This window comes from Mycobacterium venezuelense (assembly GCF_054919535.1).
In genome coordinates this window covers 88,488-105,410 of the sequence record NZ_JBONDW010000008.1, presented here as the reverse complement: position 1 = coordinate 105,410, position 16,923 = coordinate 88,488, and the positions used below count along the sequence as shown (strand labels likewise).

The 16,923-nt window shown below is 67.4% G+C and carries 15 protein-coding genes, 1 tRNA gene and 1 pseudogene; 9 read left to right on the top strand and 8 right to left on the bottom strand.

What is annotated here, in order from left to right; all coding sequences use genetic code 11:
• Positions 1 to 35: 35 nt before the first annotated feature.
• The gene (locus ACRCUN_RS15110) at positions 36 to 335 is read left to right on the top strand and encodes a DUF7155 family protein (protein ID WP_462142452.1); all 300 of its coding nucleotides are present in this window, start codon (positions 36 to 38) and stop codon (positions 333 to 335) included.
• Positions 336 to 338: 3 nt separating this feature from the next.
• Here the strand turns inward: ACRCUN_RS15110 and ACRCUN_RS15105 are convergent, their stop codons facing one another.
• Positions 339 to 605, bottom strand: a complete 267-nt coding sequence (locus ACRCUN_RS15105) for a hypothetical protein (RefSeq protein ID WP_462142451.1) — start codon at positions 603 to 605, stop codon at positions 339 to 341.
• Positions 606 to 749: 144 nt separating this feature from the next.
• Between ACRCUN_RS15105 and ACRCUN_RS15100 the strand changes: the two genes are divergently transcribed.
• A tRNA-Asn gene (locus ACRCUN_RS15100) sits at positions 750 to 822 on the top strand.
• A 15-nt stretch (positions 823 to 837) separates the two neighbouring features.
• Here ACRCUN_RS15100 and ACRCUN_RS15095 read toward each other — a convergent pair.
• Positions 838 to 1,263, bottom strand: a pseudogene (locus ACRCUN_RS15095) (helix-turn-helix domain-containing protein); the annotation flags it as partial.
• A 100-nt stretch (positions 1,264 to 1,363) separates the two neighbouring features.
• On the opposite strand from ACRCUN_RS15095, the gene ACRCUN_RS15090 reads away from it, so the two are divergent.
• Positions 1,364 to 3,115 (top strand): ABC transporter ATP-binding protein, encoded by a 1,752-nt coding sequence (locus ACRCUN_RS15090; RefSeq protein ID WP_462142450.1) that lies wholly within the window; start codon positions 1,364 to 1,366, stop codon positions 3,113 to 3,115.
• Positions 3,112 to 4,848, top strand: coding sequence for an ABC transporter ATP-binding protein (locus ACRCUN_RS15085; protein WP_462142449.1), 1,737 nt, complete (start codon positions 3,112 to 3,114; stop codon positions 4,846 to 4,848). Before ACRCUN_RS15090 ends, ACRCUN_RS15085 begins: the two co-directional genes overlap by 4 nt.
• Here the strand turns inward: ACRCUN_RS15085 and ACRCUN_RS15080 are convergent.
• Positions 4,845 to 5,159 (bottom strand): hypothetical protein, encoded by a 315-nt coding sequence (locus ACRCUN_RS15080; RefSeq protein WP_085148818.1) that lies wholly within the window; start codon positions 5,157 to 5,159, stop codon positions 4,845 to 4,847. The two genes, ACRCUN_RS15085 and ACRCUN_RS15080, sit on opposite strands and share 4 nt — an antisense overlap.
• A gap of 153 nt (positions 5,160 to 5,312) precedes the next feature.
• Here ACRCUN_RS15080 and ACRCUN_RS15075 point away from each other — a divergent pair, with 153 nt between their 5' ends.
• Positions 5,313 to 5,807, top strand: a complete 495-nt coding sequence (locus ACRCUN_RS15075; RefSeq protein WP_462142448.1) for an LppP/LprE family lipoprotein — start codon at positions 5,313 to 5,315, stop codon at positions 5,805 to 5,807.
• Here ACRCUN_RS15075 and ACRCUN_RS15070 read toward each other — a convergent pair.
• Positions 5,804 to 7,726, bottom strand: coding sequence for an acyl-CoA dehydrogenase family protein (locus ACRCUN_RS15070; RefSeq protein ID WP_462142447.1), 1,923 nt, complete (start codon positions 7,724 to 7,726; stop codon positions 5,804 to 5,806). The two genes, ACRCUN_RS15075 and ACRCUN_RS15070, sit on opposite strands and share 4 nt — an antisense overlap.
• 81 nt (positions 7,727 to 7,807) lie before the next feature.
• On the opposite strand from ACRCUN_RS15070, the gene ACRCUN_RS15065 reads away from it, so the two are divergent.
• On the top strand, positions 7,808 to 8,539 hold the full coding sequence (locus ACRCUN_RS15065; RefSeq protein WP_462142446.1) for a VIT1/CCC1 transporter family protein: 732 nt from the start codon (positions 7,808 to 7,810) through the stop codon (positions 8,537 to 8,539).
• The gene (locus tag ACRCUN_RS15060) at positions 8,539 to 9,597 is read left to right on the top strand and encodes an esterase-like activity of phytase family protein (RefSeq protein ID WP_462142632.1); all 1,059 of its coding nucleotides are present in this window, start codon (positions 8,539 to 8,541) and stop codon (positions 9,595 to 9,597) included. Before ACRCUN_RS15065 ends, ACRCUN_RS15060 begins: the two co-directional genes overlap by 1 nt.
• A 396-nt stretch (positions 9,598 to 9,993) precedes the next feature.
• Here the strand turns inward: ACRCUN_RS15060 and ACRCUN_RS15055 are convergent, their stop codons facing one another.
• Together ACRCUN_RS15055 and ACRCUN_RS15050 are read right to left on the bottom strand one after the other, a co-directional pair.
• Positions 9,994 to 11,205: an MFS transporter gene (locus tag ACRCUN_RS15055; RefSeq protein WP_462142445.1), complete on the bottom strand. Its 1,212-nt coding sequence runs from the start codon at positions 11,203 to 11,205 to the stop codon at positions 9,994 to 9,996.
• Positions 11,206 to 11,223: 18 nt separating this feature from the next.
• The gene (locus ACRCUN_RS15050) at positions 11,224 to 11,694 is read right to left on the bottom strand and encodes a MarR family winged helix-turn-helix transcriptional regulator (RefSeq protein ID WP_462142444.1); all 471 of its coding nucleotides are present in this window, start codon (positions 11,692 to 11,694) and stop codon (positions 11,224 to 11,226) included.
• Between the two features lie 99 nt (positions 11,695 to 11,793).
• On the opposite strand from ACRCUN_RS15050, the gene ACRCUN_RS15045 reads away from it, so the two are divergent.
• On the top strand, positions 11,794 to 13,833 hold the full coding sequence (locus tag ACRCUN_RS15045; protein WP_462142443.1) for an ABC transporter ATP-binding protein: 2,040 nt from the start codon (positions 11,794 to 11,796) through the stop codon (positions 13,831 to 13,833).
• Complete coding sequence (locus tag ACRCUN_RS15040; RefSeq protein ID WP_462142442.1) at positions 13,830 to 14,678, top strand: energy-coupling factor transporter transmembrane component T family protein; 849 nt, start codon at positions 13,830 to 13,832, stop codon at positions 14,676 to 14,678. Before ACRCUN_RS15045 ends, ACRCUN_RS15040 begins: the two co-directional genes overlap by 4 nt.
• On the opposite strand, the gene ACRCUN_RS15035 is transcribed toward ACRCUN_RS15040, so the two are convergent.
• On the bottom strand, positions 14,679 to 15,497 hold the full coding sequence (locus ACRCUN_RS15035; protein ID WP_462142441.1) for a DUF4349 domain-containing protein: 819 nt from the start codon (positions 15,495 to 15,497) through the stop codon (positions 14,679 to 14,681).
• 112 nt (positions 15,498 to 15,609) lie between these two features.
• Positions 15,610 to 16,893, bottom strand: coding sequence for an ABC transporter substrate-binding protein (locus ACRCUN_RS15030; RefSeq protein WP_462142631.1), 1,284 nt, complete (start codon positions 16,891 to 16,893; stop codon positions 15,610 to 15,612).
• Between the last annotated feature and the right edge of the window lie 30 nt (positions 16,894 to 16,923).

Genomic DNA, 16,923 nt, shown 5'->3' with positions numbered 1-16,923 from the left:
AGCCGATCTTTGGACGAGCTGAGAAAGGCAACCTGGTGACACAGTTCAGCAACCGGACGCGGCGCTTCGTCGCAGTCGGAGCTTTTGCGGCAGCCGCAGTGGCCGCCCCGGCCTTCCTCGCCGCCACGACCCCGCAGTCCGACGTCACTGCCGCCCCGGCCTGCCTGGCCTGGTTCGGCAACAAAGAGGACGGCAAGTGCCTGTCGTACTCCAACGGTCAGCCCGCGGTCGGCGGCATCCCGCCGGTCTCCATCGGCGCGCCCGGCAGCGGTAACCCCGGCCTGAGCACCGGCCCGCTGCTTCCCGGCACGTCGATCAATCAGAGCATCGGCTAGGGCTCACCAGCCGCGCTTGGCCTTCACCGAATCGTCGGTGTTCTCCACGGAGAGCACCGACGTTTCTGCGTCTATGGGGGTCATCGTCACGAACTCGGGATCGGGCGACACGCGGCGCGCGATCTGGCGCCGCCCGGCGTCGATGACGGCCCGGGTGGCAGGGTTGGACGTGACCGCGCGATAGGTGCCGGCGATCTGCTCGTAGCGACGGCGGCCGGCCTTCGCGCCGAGCACGTAGCCGACGGCGATCACGGCGGCATAGCGGATCACAGCGTTCCTCCCAGACGACAGTTGTGTGTGTCCATCCTGCCTCACCGACGCGTCGACTCGCCCGTGTGGGATCGCATTGGCGGCGGCGGCGGTCAGTACGCTAGAGTCAACGCTCGGCCGCGGAGGAGATCCGCGGAAAGGCAGTCCCCTGTAGCTCAATTGGCAGAGCATTCGGCTGTTAACCGAAGGGTTGCTGGTTCGAGTCCAGCCGGGGGAGCAAGGTACGAGATCGCCGGGCGGCATCGATCAGGTCCGCCTCGGCGAACCGCCCCCGCGGGGTGTGTTTGACCAGCTCCTCATCCAGGTACGGACAATCCGTTGTCGGATCGTCAGACGTGCACAGCAGCAAATGCGTCAGGTAGTTCCGCGCAGCCTGTAATCGCGCACACTGCTCGTCGAGCCGCTTGATGTGGCCCCGCACCGCCTCCAGCCATTCGCCGTTCTGCGTATCGCCGGATGTCACGATGGCGGCCTGGTCCAGCGGCATCCGTCCGGTGACCGCGCACAGATAGGCCAGCCCGATCCGGCGCAGGTCAGCTTCGCTGTAGGTGCGCCTGCCCCCGTTCTGGTCCGGCTCGGGCAATACGCCCTGTTTCTCCCACCAGCGCAGTGCCGACGGTGCGAGCCCGTAGAGGGCGGCGGCCTCACCGATCTGCACGTGCGCGCCACGTCGATTCTCGTCCATGTGGAGCAGTTGACATGAAGTCGACTTCAACTTCAAGACTTAGGGCAGCCTTCCCTATGAGAGGACGCCGACAATGCCCGAGGTCGCCCCACCTCCCGCACTACCCGTCAGCTACCGCGCCGCCGCTGACATGCTGCGCCCGGTGCACGTCAACCTGATCGCGTGCGCGCTGCTGGCCGCCGTCGCCGCGACGACCGGGCTACTGCCCTATATCGCCATCGCCGAGATCGCTCGGCACGCGCTGGCGGGCTCGGACAGCCACGTGTGGCTGTGGATCGGCATCGGGGCGGCCGGTGCCGCCGCACGCCTGGTCTGCCTCGGCCTGGCCTCCCATATCGGCCACCACGCCGACGCCAGGATGCTGCACCACCTCCGCAAGCGCATCGTCGACCGTCTCGGCGTCGTGCCGCTGGGCTGGTTCCGGTCCTCGGGCTCCGGCCAGATGAAGAAGGTCATGACCGTCGACCTCGAAGCCATGCACGTGCTGTTCGCGCATGCCCTCGGCGAGCTCGTCGGCGCGGTCACCGTCACGCTCGTCGCGATCGGCTATCTCATATCGGTGGACGCGCCGATGACGGCGGTCACGGTCGCGGTGCCGGTGATCGCCTTTCTGACCTACCGGCTCGCAATGCGGTCGATGCCGGAACACACCCAGAAGCTGATCGCGGCCGAGACCCGGATCAGCGGCGCGACAGTGGAATACGCCGACGGTATCGCCGTTGCCAAAACGTTCGGTGCCACAACGGCATTGGAGAGATTCACGCGGGCGGTCCGCGACTATCGCGACGCCTTCCGAGCCTGGGTCGCCGAGGTTCGCTACAGCACCGCGGCCAGCCACATCCTCGCGGCGGAGGTGACGGTGCTCGCGGTCGTGACAGTCGCCGGGTTGGTGCTCGTCCGCTCGGGCGGGCTCGCGATGGCAGACCTGATCCCGTTCCTCGTCGTGGGGGTGGGACTCGCCGCGCCGTTGTCCGAACTCATCCACGGGTCGATCGCATTGCGCGGTGCTCGCGTGGCCGCGGGCAACATCGAACGGCTGCTCTCGACACCCGCACTGCCCGAGCCGCAGATGCCCAAGAGCCCCAACGAGTTCGGTGTGGAATTCGACCATGTCGGATTCTCCTACGACGGCACCACCGACGCCGTGCGGGACATCACCATGACCTGCCGTCCGGGCACGGTCACGGCGCTCGTCGGGTCGTCCGGGGCCGGCAAGACCACGCTGGCGACGTTGGTGCCGAGGTTCTACGACGTCACGTCCGGGGCCATCCGCATCGGTGGGGTCGACATCCGCGACATGTCGTCGACCGCCTTGCTGTCGGCGGTGTCGCTGGTGTTCCAGGACGTCGTGCTCGTCCGCGATTCCGTCGCCGAGAACATCCGGCTGGGCAGGCCCGGGGCCACCGACGCCGAGGTGCGCGTCGCGGCGAAGGCCGCGCAGATCCACGACGTCATCGAACGATTGCCGCACGGCTACGACACTGTGCTGAATCAAGCTGACGGGGGCGGTCTTTCGGGGGGCGAGCGGCAGCGATTGACGATCGCCCGGGCCATCCTGGCGCGCTCACCGATCGTGGTGCTCGACGAGGCGACGGCCGCGCTCGACCCGGACAGCGAAGTCGCCGTGCACGACGCGCTCGCCGAACTCATCATCGGCAAGACGGTCATCGTGATCGCCCACCGCCTGCACACCATCGTCGGCGCCGACCAGATCGTCGTGCTCGACGGTGGCCGTATCGCCGAGACCGGCACCCACGCCGCGCTACTCGCCCGCGACGGGCTCTACGCCAGATTGTGGCGCGCACAGCAGGGGGTGGCGGCATGATCCGCCGGCTACTGACCATCGTGACCGACCCCCGCCCGCTGTTGCACGTCGCGGCGCTGCAGGCGGTACTCGGTGTCGCGCAGGGACTTCTGCTCGGCGCGCTGGTTCCGATCCTGCGCGCCCTGCTGGCGCCGCAGCCCGATTTCGCCGCAGCCGCACCATGGTTGGGCGCCGCGGGAGCCGGCGTGCTGATCTACTGGTGGCTCAACGTGCGGACGATGACGGTCGGATTCGTCGCGGCGGGGGAGACCACCGCGCAGTTGCGCGGCAGGCTCATCGAACACCTCAACGTGTTGCCGATGGGCTGGTTCAGCGGCGACAACAAGGGCCGGTTCGTGCGGACCGCCACGTCGGTGGCCGGCGAGGTCGGGCACGTCAGCGTCGTGGTGGCCGGGCCCGCGGTGAACTGCATCAGCGTGGCGGTGACGCTCACCGCGGTCACGCTGCTGGTCGACTGGCGGCTCGGGCTGGTGCTGGCACTGACGCTGCCCGCCGCATTGCTCGCGGCGCGGAACTGTCGCCGCAGCACGGTCGGTGTGGTCGCCGACATCGAAGCCGCCGGGAATGAAATCGCCGGGCGGGCAGTCGAATACGGTCAGGCGCAGTCGGTCATCCGGGCGGCGGGCCGCGGGCGTACCGGTACCGTGCAGATGCGCGCCGCGCTCGACGAACACCGCAGACGCTATGCCAGGGGCCTGAACCGGCTGTTGTGGCCCGATCAGCTCTACACCTTGGTCGTGGCCGCCGGTTTCGTCGCCACGCTCGCGCTGTCGGCGACATTCGTGCTCGACGGATCACTACAGGTCGCCGACGCCGTCGCTCTGTTGATCCTCGCGGTGCGGTTCACCGAACCGCTCGGCGCGCTCGGCGGTCACGTGAGCGGCATCGGTGCGCTCGACTATCTCGTCGCCACCGTCGACGATTTCCTGCGCCTCGACCCACTGCCGCAATCGCCTCGGCCGCGCCGCGTCGTGTACGACGTCGGCATCGAATTGTGCGGTGCCGGTTTCGGGTACGGCGGAAACGCCGCGCTCAGCGACGTGTCGTTCTCCTGTCCGGCCGGCTCCACGACGGCGCTCATCGGCCCGTCCGGGTCGGGGAAGACGACGGTGCTGCGGCTGATCGCCCGGTTGTTCGACACCGACACCGGGTCGGTACGCATCGGCGGCGTCGACGTCCGCGATTACGACCACACCGCGCTCCTGCGCGAAATCGCGATCGTCTTCCAGGACGTCTACCTGTTCGACACCACGATCGAGGAGAACCTGCGCTTGGCCCGGCCCGAGGCGACCGCGGCCGAGTTGCATGCCGCGGCGCGCGCCGCCGCTCTCGACGAGGTCATCGACCGGCTGCCCGACGGATGGGCGACCCGGGTGGGCGAGGGCGGCGCGCAACTGTCCGGCGGTGAGCGTCAACGGGTGTCGATTGCCCGCGCGTTTCTCAAGCAGGCGCGCATCGTGCTCATTGACGAGGCCGCGTCGGCACTCGATCCCGAGAACGAAGCGGCCGTCGGCGCGGCCATCGCCGAACTGGCGGCCGACCCGCGCCGCACGATGATCGTCATCGCCCACCGCCCGGCCACCCTCGAGGCGGCCGATCAGGTCATCGCGCTGGACGGCGGACGGGTCGTCGAAACCGGGTCACCGGCACAGTTGATGGAGTCCGCGGGGGTTTACGCCCGGCTGTATCGCCAGTACGCGCGCGCCCGCGGCTGGCACATCGCGGCAGATTAGGACTGCGGCCGGTTCTGCTTTTGGCGCGCGGCCTGAGCCAGCGCCTCCACCAGCGGATTGGTGGCCGAGGCCAGCGCCTTCCGCTCCTCCTCGGTCAGCTGGTAGAACGTCCACACACCCCACGCGGCCGGCCGGACGTACACCGTCACATGCTGCTTGTTGTTCTGCAGCACCGCGGGCACCGCGACGGCGCGGTCCAGGGTCGCCGAGCTCAGCATCTCCTCGGCGAGCTTGTCGGTGTCGACCGATTCCTGCAGTTGGTACAGCACGGCCTTATTGGCGGGGCCTTCCATGGCGAGGAACCAGGCCATCAGTGTGTCTCCTTCAGTCGGTGCCAGCGCAGTCACTGTAGCGCTAGGTGATCAGCCTGACAGGCCGTACTTAGCTGACGGCGACCGCCTGGCGTATCCGATCGATCGCCGCGTTGCGCCGGTCCCGCGAACCCGCCCCGTAAGCTCGGTGGCATGCGGTTGTCCCGGCTGAGCGCGGTGCTGCTGTCCCTCGGTTTCCTCGGTGTGGGGTGTGGGTGGAGCCCACCGTCGGCGCCGCCGCCCAAGCCCGACACCTGCACACCGGCTGACGGGCCCAGCGCCGACACCGTGGCGCAGGAGATCGCCAAGCTGCCCGCGCCCAAGGCCGGTTCGGAGTGGACGAAGACCAACGAGGGCCACACCAGCAACTGCCGGCTGTACTGGGTGCAGGTCGGCCAGACCAATCCAGAATCGAACAGCCCGGGGCAGCTGCTGTTCTTCGACCGGCAGACCCCGCTCGGCCCTGCGACTCCCGAGCCGCGGCCCTACATCAACGTCGTCACCAATGCCGACGACACGGTCGTCGTGAATTACCAGTGGCAGCAGGGGCAGGATTCACCGAAGGCCCCGACCGGGATCGCGACCGTACGGTTCCGGATCGGGGACGACGGCAAGCTGGTTGCCGTCGACCCGCTCCCGAAGCCCTAACCGTTGACCAGCTCGTCGGGGTCGAGCATCGCCGCATAGCGCAGCTGCTCGGGGATTCCGAATCCGTCGACGAGCGTCTCGATGTGCGGCCGCAAACTGCGGCAGCGCTCGTTGATTCCGCGCGTGACGGCCTTGGCGCGTTCGGTGGACAGATACCGGTGCTCGATGAACCAGGCTTTGTCGTCCTCGATCACCGACAGCGCGTACAGATCGCACACATCGTTCAGCAATTCGCGTGCGGTGTCGTCCTCGCACGCGTCGATGCCGGCGACGAACGCTTCCAACACGATTCGGTCGATGTGGGCGGTCGCGGCATGCAGCACGTGATCCTGCACGGTGTTGAACGCATCGAACGCCGACATCTCCTTGGCCTTGCCCTGGAGCCGTCGTGCCACAGACGCCAGCATGTACGCCTCGCGGTCCTCGAACATCTTGACCTGCGTTCCGCGGTTGAACAGGCTGCCCTCTTCCTCGTTGTCCTGACGGCTGTCGAGGATGGTCTGCATGATCGTCTCGGCGGCGGTGCGCTTGAGGACCCGCTCACCGGCGAAGTTCGCCGCGAAGCGCACCCACTCGACGGGGCTCATGCCCTTGATGTCGTCGGCGTAGGCCGTCAGCAGCTCCTTGGCGACGAGTTGCGTCAGCACGTGGTTGTCGCCTTCGAAGGTGGTGAACACATCGGTGTCGGCGCGCAGCGCGATCAGCCGGTTCTCGGCGAGATAGCCTGCGCCACCGCAGGCTTCGCGGGCCTCCTGGATGGCCTTGCTGGCATGCCACGTATTGGCGGCCTTGAGACCGGCGGCGCGCGCCTCCAGTTCGCGTTGTTCCTCCGGATCGGGATTGTCCGAGGTCTGCAGCTCATGGCATTTCGCGACGAGCTCGTTCTGCGCGAATTGCAGGGCATAGGACTTGGCGATCAGCGGGAGCAGCCGGCGCTGATGCACCAGATAATCCATGATCAGCACCTCGTCCTCACCGTCGGGTGCGCTGAACTGCTTGCGTTCCAACGCATACCGGGCGGCGATGTCGAGTGCCACGCGAGCCGCGGCGGCCGCGCTGCCGCCGACCGTGACGCGACCGCGGATCAAGGTGCCAAGCATGGTGAAGAACCGCCTGCCCGCGTTCTCGATCGGTGAGCTGTAGGTGCCGTCGGGCGAGACATCGGCGTAACGGTTGAGCAGGTTCTCGCGCGGCACCCGAACGTTGTCGAACACGATGCGGCCGTTGTCGACGCCGGGCAGCCCGCCCTTGTAGTGGCAATCCGACGTGGTGACGCCGGGCATGTCGTTGCCCATCTCGTCGCGGATCGGGACCACCAGACAGTGCACACCGTGGTTCACGCCGTCGGGGGTGATCAACTGTGCGAAAACCGCTGCGACGCGCGCGGTTTCGGCGGCGCCGCCGATGTAGTCCTTGCGTGCCGTTGGGGTGGGGGAGTGGATCACGAACTCCTGGGTCACCGCATCGTAGGTGGCGGTCGTCTCCAGGGATTGCACGTCGCTGCCGTGGCCCGTTTCGGTCATCGCGAAACAGCCGAGCAGGTCGAGGTCGATGAGCTTGCGGACGTAGGCCTTGTGGTGGCGCTCGGTACCGAGGTTCTCGATGGCCCCGCCGAAAAGCCCCCACTGCACGCCGGCCTTGACCATCAGGGACAGATCCGACATCGCGAGCATCTCGATCTGCGTGATTGCAGCGCCGACATCGCCGTTGCCACCGTGTTCCTTGCGGAACCCGTCCTCGGCTGCGCCCGCGGCCGCCATGATCTTGAGTTGCTCGGTCACCTTCGCCCTGGCAATGACCGTATTGGGCGTGTAGTGCGGCCGGAATATCTCGTTCGACAGGTTGGTCCGCATGGCGTTCTTGACGTCGCGCCAGCGGCCGTCCAGCGTGTTGCGCAGATGTTCGGCTGTGGAGGTCATATCCGACGGTAACGCGTGCGCCCGCCAACGCAGGTAAACCTGAGTGGAACGGTGAAAACGCGTGGGCGTTGAATCGGGCCTATGACCGATCGGCTCGGGCCGCTGTCGCCCACCGGAATGCCACACACCATCGACCACAAACACGCCGACGTGACGGGCGGCTGGTTGCGCGCCGCGACGTTCGGCGCCATGGACGGCCTGGTCAGCAACACCGCGCTGATCGCCGGTGTCGCCGCCAGTGCCAGCGCGCAGACCGTCGTGCTCAGCGGTGTTGCGGGCTTGCTGGCCGGCGCGTTCTCCATGGCACTGGGCGAGTACACGTCGGTGACCACCGCCAACGAGCAGATCGACTCCGAGGTTCGGGTCGAACGGCGCTCGTTCCGTAAGCAACCACAGGCTGAGAAGGCTGAACTGGTCGGGATGCTGGTTGCGATGGGTATGACCGAGCCCACCGCGCAGAAAGCCACCGACGAGATCCACCGCGACGAGAATCGCGCACTCAATTTCCATCTGGTGCAGGAACTGGGCGTCGACCCGCGGGAGAAGCCCTCACCCATCACGGCGGCGGTGTCGTCGTTCCTGATGTTCGCGATCGGCGCCATCGTCCCGTTGATCCCGTATCTGCTTGCCTTCGAATCACTGTGGGCCGGGTTGGCCTGCGGTGGGGTCGGCCTGCTGATCGCGGGCGGGGTCGCGGCCAAGTTCACCAGGAAGCCGGTGTGGTCAGCGTCGCTGCGGCAGTTGATGTTCGGCACTATCGCGATCGCGGCCACCTATGTCGTCGGCACTTTGGTCGGTACTGTCACGACGTGATGCTGCGTCGAACACTGCTCGCCGTTGTGCTGTTGCTGACCGGCTGCGATGCCGATGCCGATGCCGATGCCGCGCCAGGGTTCGAGTACCTGGGCCAGCAACGGATCGCGCCGGGCGCGACGTTCGACGGCACCGTGATCGGCGGGCTGTCCGGGATCAGCTACGACGCCGCGGCCGGGCTCTACTACGTCGTCAGCGACGATCGTTCGGCGAAAAACCCGGCCCGCTTCTACACCGCACGGATCGCGTTGTCCGACAATGGCATGGACCACGTCGACTTCGTTGGCACGCATCCTTGGCTGGACCGCAACGGTAAGCCGTTCGGGCCGCTGGACGCCGAAGCCCGCCCGCCCGTGGTGCCGCCGGATCCCGAGGGTATCGCGTACGACGCCCGCCGCGGCCGGCTGTATTGGACAAGCGAGGGGGAGCGCAGCGACGGAGGGATTCAGCTCGATCCCTGGGTGCGTATCGCGGGCCTCGACGGCGCCTACATTGGTGAGTTCGCCTTGCCGGACCCGCTGAAGATGTCGGCCCCGGATCGCGGCGCCAGGCAGAACCGTGCGCTGGAAGGGCTTTCGCTCACCCCGGACGGCCGCTATCTGTGGGCTGCGATGGAGGGACCGGTCTACCAGGACGGCGCGCTGCCCGACGAGCAGCACGGTGCGATCACCCGCATCACCCGGTACGGCGTCGACACCGGCGCGGACGATCGCGAATACACCTATCCACTCGACCCGGTCAGCGCCGGGCTGGGCGGCGACAACGGGCTGTCCGATCTCGTCGCGCTCGACGACGGGACGTTCTTGGTGGTCGAGCGTGGCTACGGTACCCACGTCGCGGTGCGCGTCTACCGGGCCGGCGTCACCGAGGGCTCTGGTCAACTGACCAAGACGTTGCTTGCCGATCTGACCAACACGCCCGGGCTCACCCCACTGGACAACATCGAGGGAATCACACTGGGCCCCAAGCTTTCCGACGGGCGCCAGTCGGTGATCATGGTCAGCGACGACAACTTCTCGCCGACTCAGGTCACGCAATTCCTGTTGTTCGCGATGTGAGCGGGTTTGCGAGCCGGTGAGGCGGGCACCGCGGTTGATGACGGTTGGTCGCTCCTGCCCGGCTATTAGCGACAATGTCGCGGAAACCGCCTCGCACGTCTCACCGGCCGCTTCAGTCCCAGATTGCCGAATCACTTGCAACACAACAACACTGCCGTGTCACTTCGGCACCAGCGGTTACGTGCCCGCATACCAGCGACTTTGTCGCTGGTATGCGGGCACAGGAAATTGCGGTTCGCATGAGGCAGGCGGGGCTGGAGTGTCAAATGTTATCGGAGCTGTGGGACCGGGGTGAATAGTGTTGCATGAGAGGCGATTTCAGCGACATTGTCGCTCACAAGCGGGCAGAACGACACACGGCTCTGCCCGGCCGCCCGCGATGCCTGGTGCGAAAGCCTAACTGTCGCTGCCCACTGTGACGGCCGTCGCCTCGTCGGTGAGCTCGTCGAGTTCGTCTTCCTCGACATCGATGCCCGTCAGGTGCGACCGCGTCGCGAACAGCACGCCGGCACCCAGGAGCACGGCCCCCGCGCCGACCCAATACGGCAGGTGCACGCTGACCTGCTCACCGAGGACACCGGCAAGCCACGGCGCGACGGCCGCGCCGCTGAACCGCAGGAAGCTGTACGCCGCGGAGGCCACGCCGCGTTCGACCGGGGCGGCCTTCATCACCGTCTCGGTGATAAGCGTGTTGTTGATGCCGATGAACAGGCCCGCGACCACGACACACGCGGCCAGGATCGCCTTCGAGTCGGTGCCGAGCGCCATCACGACCAGGGTTGCGGTCATCGCGAGCAGGTTGACGATCAGCGTCGGCACGGTGCCGAAGCGGTGCTGCAGACGCGGTGCGACGACCACCGAGGTGAACGCCAGCGCCACACCCCAGCCGAAGAAGATAAGCCCGATCTGGTGCGCGGTCATGTCGAGGGGGAACGGCGTGAACGCCAGGAGCGTGAAGAAGCCGAAGTTGTAGAGCAGCGCGGTGACCGCGACGCCGAGCAGCCCGCGATGGCGCAGTGCGCGGAACGGGTCGAGGAGTGTGGTCGCCCGCTCGGCGCGTGGTGTGGCGGGCAGCAGGAACGCGGTGATCACGAGCGCGAAGGCCATGAGGGCCGACACCCCGAAGAACGGTCCACGCCACGAGATGGAGCCCAGCACGCCGCCGACAAGCGGGCCGATCGCGATACCGAGTCCCAGCGCGGCCTCGTAAAGGATGATCGCCTGTGCCACAGAGCCTCTCGCGGAGTTGACGATGGTTGCCAGGGCCGTCGCGATGAACAACGCGTTACCCAGGCCCCACAGTGCGCGCCAGCCGACGATCTCCATCACCGTGTCGCTCAATCCGGCCAGGCCGGCGCCGGCGATGATCACCACCAAGCCGAGCAGCAGGGTCCGTTTCGGTCCGATACGGCTCGACACCACGCCGGTGATCAGCATCGCCACACCCATGACGGCCATATAGCTGGTGAACAGCAACGAGACCTGGGACGGCGAGGCGTTGAGGTTGTCGGCGATCGGTTTGAGGATGGGGTCGACGAGTCCGATGCCCATGAAGGCGACGACGGACGCGAAGGCAACGGCCCAAACGGCTTTGGGTTGGCGCCACATAAGGGCAAGGGCTCCTAACTAGTTGTCGGGGTGCTCCGCGACATCGGCCAACAGCCGACGGATGACCTGGACGGCATCGGCCAGGGTTTGGCGGTCTTCGGCGTCCAACCGCTCAAGCCGCGGGTTGATCGCGGCGGCGCGATCGGCCCTCGCCTGGTTGAGGGTCTGCCTGCCTTTGTCGGTGATCCGGATGAGCACCGCGCGCGCATCACCTGGATCGGCGGTGCGAGACACCAGGCCGGCGTCCTCCAAGCGGCGCACCTGCGTGGTCATGGTCGGCTGCGAACAGTGGTCGAGGAGCGCGAGGTCGGAGATCCGCGCCTCACCCTGGTCCTCGATCGTGGACAGCAGCCGGGCCTGCGCCCACGGCAGCGGTAGCCGGGTGCGCTGGGTCGCCAACCGGTTGAGGCGGGCGACAACCGACAGCAGATCGGCGCCGAGTTCGGTTTCGTCAGTCACGGTGACATTCTCGGTGCTTGCTGCGGGCATGTGGACATATTACATAGATTTGCTATGCAGTGCACGGTCGTGTCGGCCGTCACACCACGGCCGGGTAAGCCTCGTCTTACCTCCTGGCAGAATCGAGAAATGACCGCGAAACCACCGGTGAGTGCGCCTCGGCGCGGAATGACTCCCGGTGAACTCGCGCAGGCCGCCGTCATGGCCGCGCTGTGTGCGGCAACCGCGATCATCGCCGTTGTGGTGCCGTTCGCGCGGGGTGTATCACTGCTCGGCACGGTGCCGATGGGGCTGCTGGCGTACCGGTACCGATTGCGCGTGCTCGTCGCGGCGACCATCGCCGGTGCGACCATCGCCTTCTTGATCGCCGGCATGGGCGGCATGATGACCGTCATCAACTGCGCCTATATCGGCGGACTGACCGGTGTCGTCAAACGCCGAGGCCGGGGCACCCCCACGGTGCTCGCCGCCGCGGTCGTCGCAGGCGCGATCTTCGGCGCAGCCGCGGTGCTCGCGCTGACCGTGCTGTCGCGGCTCCGCAATCTGATCTTCGACTCGATGACCGCCAACATCGACGGTCTGGCCGCCATTCTCGCCCGCATCCCGGTGTTGGACGTGCTTGCCGAGCCACTCAAGAACGGCTTCTCGACGCTGCTGGATTACTGGCCGCTGCTGTTCTTGGCCATTGGCATCCAGAGCATCACGTTCGTCAGCCTCGTCGGCTGGTGGGCGTTGTCGCGCGTGCTCACCCGGCTGACCGGTGTACCCGACGTGCACAAACTCGACGCCGACAGCGCGGAGCAGGCGATCGGCCCGGTGCCGGCCCGGCTGACCGACGTCACGTTCCGGTACCCGGGCGTCGACCACGACGCGCTCGGCCCCGTCTCGATGGAGCTGCAACCGGGCGAGCACGTCGCGGTGACCGGGCCCAACGGCTCCGGCAAGACCACCCTGATGCTGATCCTCGCGGGTCGAGACCCGTCATCGGGTGCCGTGGAGCGGCCGGGGGCGGTTGGCCTCGGCCGCATCGGCGGCACCGCGGTGGTCATGCAGCACCCCGAGAGCCAGGTGCTGGGGAGCAGGGTCGCCGACGACGTCGTCTGGGGGCTGCCGCCGGGAACGACGACGGACGTCGACAAGCTGCTGTCCGAGGTCGGCTTGGACGGGTTGGCCGAGCGGGACACCGGAGGGCTTTCGGGCGGCGAACTGCAGCGACTCGCGGTCGCGGGTGCGCTCGCGCGCGAGCCCTCGCTACTGATCGCGGACGAAATCACCAGCATGGTCGATCAGCAGGGCCGCGAAACACTGATGAACGTGTTGTCGGGTCTCACCGACCATCACCAGATGTCGCTCGTTCACATCACGCACTACAACGACGAAGCGGAAACTGCCGATCGCACGGTCAACCTGAGCGGAAACGGCGGCACCGCCGACAACACCGACATGGTGCAGAGTGCTGCCGTGCCGGCTGGGTCGATGGCCGCCCACCACCCGGGCGAGCCCGTGCTGGAACTCACCGCCGTCGGACACGAATACGCGAGCGGAACGCCGTGGGCCAAGACGGCTCTGCACGACATCACCTTCACCGTGAACGAGGGCGACGGGGTGCTCATTCACGGTCTCAACGGCTCGGGCAAGTCCACCCTGGCGTGGATCATGGCGGGCCTGACCGTTCCGACCTACGGTGCGTGCCTGCTCGACGGTGCCCCGGTGTCCGAACAGGTGGGTGCGGTGGCGCTGTCGTTCCAGGCGGCGCGGCTTCAGTTGATGCGCAGCAGCGTCGAACGTGAGATCGCCTCAGCAGCAGGCTTCTCGGTGCACGATCACGACCGCGTCGCCGCGGCGTTGGGATCCGTCGGGCTCGACCCGGCGCTGGGCAAGCGCCGCATCGACCAACTCTCGGGCGGCCAGATGCGTCGGGTCGTGCTGGCCGGGCTGCTGGCCCGCTCGCCCCGCGCACTGATCCTCGACGAGCCACTGGCCGGTCTCGATGCCGCCAGCCAACGCGGGCTTTTGCGGCTGCTGGAGGACCTGCGGCGGACCAGCGGGCTCACCGTCGTGGTCATCTCGCACGATTTCTCCGGCCTGGAGGGACTGTGCCCACGCACACTGCACCTCCGTGACGGAGGGTTGGCGCTCGCACCGACCGCGGCCGGGGGTGCGCTGTGACCGCACCGACTCGCGGACAACGCAAACCGGTTGTGCTGCTGCGGCCGGTACCCGGCACGAGCGTCGTCCATCAATTGTGGGCAGGCACCAAACTGCTGTCCGTCGCCGTCATCGGGGTGTTGCTGACGTTCTACCCGGGCTGGGTCCCCATTGCGTTCGTCGCGGTGCTGGCCCTGGTGGTCGGGAGGTTGGCGCACATCCCGCGCGGTGCGGTGCCCACGATTCCCGTGTGGCTGTGGATCGTGATCGCGCTGGGTGGGCTGACCGCAACGTTCGCCGGTGGTGACCCGGTCATCGATGTCGGCACGATGCAGATCGGGCTCGGCGGGTTGTTGAACTTCCTGCGCGTCACCGCGCTCGCCTTCGTGCTGATCGGGCTCGGGGCGCTGGTGTCGTGGACGACCAACGTCGCCGATATCGCGCCAGCGGTCGCGACATTGGGGCGGCCGCTGCGGCTGTTCCGCATCCCGGTCGACGACTGGGCGGTGACCATTGCTCTTGCGCTGCGGGCTTTCCCGATGCTCATCGACGAGTTCCGCACGCTGTATGCGGCGCGCAGACTGCGGCCCAAGGAGCGCGCCGAGACGCTGCGCGCACGCATCCGGCAGTTGGTGTCCGATCTCATCGACCTGCTGGCGGCCGCCGTGACCGTGGCGCTTCGGCGCGCCGACGAGATGGGTGACGCCATTACCGCACGCGGTGGCGCCGGGCAGATTTCGGCTGCACCGTCACGGCCCAAATCGCGCGACTGGATCGCGTTCGCGGTGCTCGCGGTGGTGTGCGGCTCCGCGCTCGCGTTGGAGCTCACGGTGTTGGGCACGAGCTTGCCGCGACGCGGCGGATAGTCAGCCCCGCCGCGACGTCACCAGCCGGATGACGGCGTAGCCGATGGCGGCGACGACGACGAGCGCGCCCAGCCACGGCAGCATCAGGCCGAACAACATGACCGCGCCGGATGCCACCGCGACCAGTCCGTCCCAGCCTCGCTCGACCTGGCCGAAGAATCCGTGGTACTGCTCGGTCGGGCCACCGACCTGCTCGGCGACCAACTCCAGATTGACCGTGCTGTAATCGATCCGGTCGCCCAACTGTGTGCGCTGAGCCCGCAGGCTGTCGAGGTCGGCCTGCCGCTGCGACAGTGCCTCCTCGGCTTTGATGAGCGCATCGGGATCTCTGGCGTCACGCATGATTCCCAGCAGGCGGTCGACCGAGGTCTGCAGCGCGGTGATGCGCGCATCGAGGTCGACCCGTTGCGACGTCACGTCTTCGGCCCGGATCTCCACGGTGTCGACCGTGCCCAGCTTCTTGAACTCGTCGAGCGTGGCATCGAGTTTGGTGACCGGCACGCGCAGCACGAGGGCGATGCGGGCGCGGCCCGAACTGGACCCGGCGTCCTCGGATCGGCTGTCGACGCGCCCACCGGCGTCGGTCGTGACCGATACGGCCTTGTCGGCCGATGCGGTGGTGTTCGCGGCGGTGATCGTCATCGACGCGGTCTTGACGACGTCTCGGTTGGAATCGGCGGGCTGGGGCGCCTCTTTGAAACCGGGGCCACCTGTCGGTGCGGGTGCGGCCGGGGCCGGCGCATATCCCGCTTCGGACTGGGGTGCTTCGGGACGTGTCGAGTCGCCGAGGGGACCCGCGCTGCAGGCAGGTACGAACATTGCAATCGCAAACATTGCCACTGTCAGGCGGACGCGGCGGGATGCCCTGGCGTGCTCAGACATCTGGCCACAGTACCGATTAGCTGTGAACCGTGGGATGAATCCGAGGCGACTACCGCGTGGCAGCGGTGTTCGCGGCCCACTGCGCATCGGCCAGCGTGGTCGCTACGTCGCCGCGGCCCAAAAACATCTCGTCGAAGTACGGCTTGATGGCTTCGTAGCCGGCCGGGAATCCGGCTCCACCCGGAGCGGGGATACGGGGCCCGCGCAGCACTCGGAAGAACGGGCTGACGTCGACACCACGTGCCTTCCAGTAATCGTGGAACACGGGCTGGGCGGCCAGCACCGCCGGGATGGCGGCGCCACGCAATCCAAGGAATTCGTTGCCCCGCTTGCTGCCCATCCACGCCAGCACCGCTCGTACCGCGTCCGGATGCGGGGTGGCCGAATTGGCCGCCGCCGCAATGCCGTTGGTGACGCTGACCCGCCCTTTCGGCCCGGCCGGCAGCATCACAACGCCCCATCGGAAGCGGGCCTGGTTGGCGATGGCAGCCAGGTTGTAGGTGCCGGACTGGAACAACGCCATGCGGCCCTGCAGAAACGCGCTGCGGGAGAAGTCCCCGTTGCTGTTGGTGTCGGACGCCGGGGGCGCGACGTGGTCTTCGTTGATCAGCCGGACCAGGTACTCGAACGCTTCGACGGACTGCGGGTTGTTGAACGCGAACCGGTCACCGATCGCGAAGATCCCGCCCGCAGAGCCGATGTAGTTGAGATAGATGCCCTGCAAATCGTTGGCGGCGTTGTATCCCCACTGTCGAATCCGGTTCGCGTCGAAGCCGGGGGTGGCCGCCGTGCGGCCGGCTTCGTCGAGGGTGAGCCGCGCCAGCAGTGACCGCAACGTGTCGTCTGGCCCATTGGACCAGCGCAGCGTCGGCAGTTCGGCGAGGCCGACGCCGGCGGCATCAAGCAGATCGGCGTTGAAGTAGACGGCAATGCCGGCGTCGGTCAGTTGCGGTACACCCCAGAGCGTGTCGTTGCGGGTGAACTGGTTGACGACAGACGGCTCCCACGCCCGCGCGGCGTTCGGCCCGAGGAGCTTGCCGACATCGAGCAGCCGGCCGTTGTCGGCATACCCCGCGAAGTAGGCATTGGAAATCCAGAAGATATCGTCGGCGCTGCCGCCCGCCACATCGGTGCGCAGCGTGTCGAAATACGACGAATACGCAACGGTGTTGACGCGCACCTCGATGTCGGGATGGTCTGCACTGAACGCGTCGAAGGACTCGCGGTACGCCTCCGCGACCTGCGGATCCCACAGCCGCACGGTCACCACGGTCTTACCCGATGGTTCGGTGTCGCGGCCCAGCAGCATGGCCGCCACCAACAGGAGCGCCATGGTGAGTGCAAGGCCGGCGGCCAGCTGCGT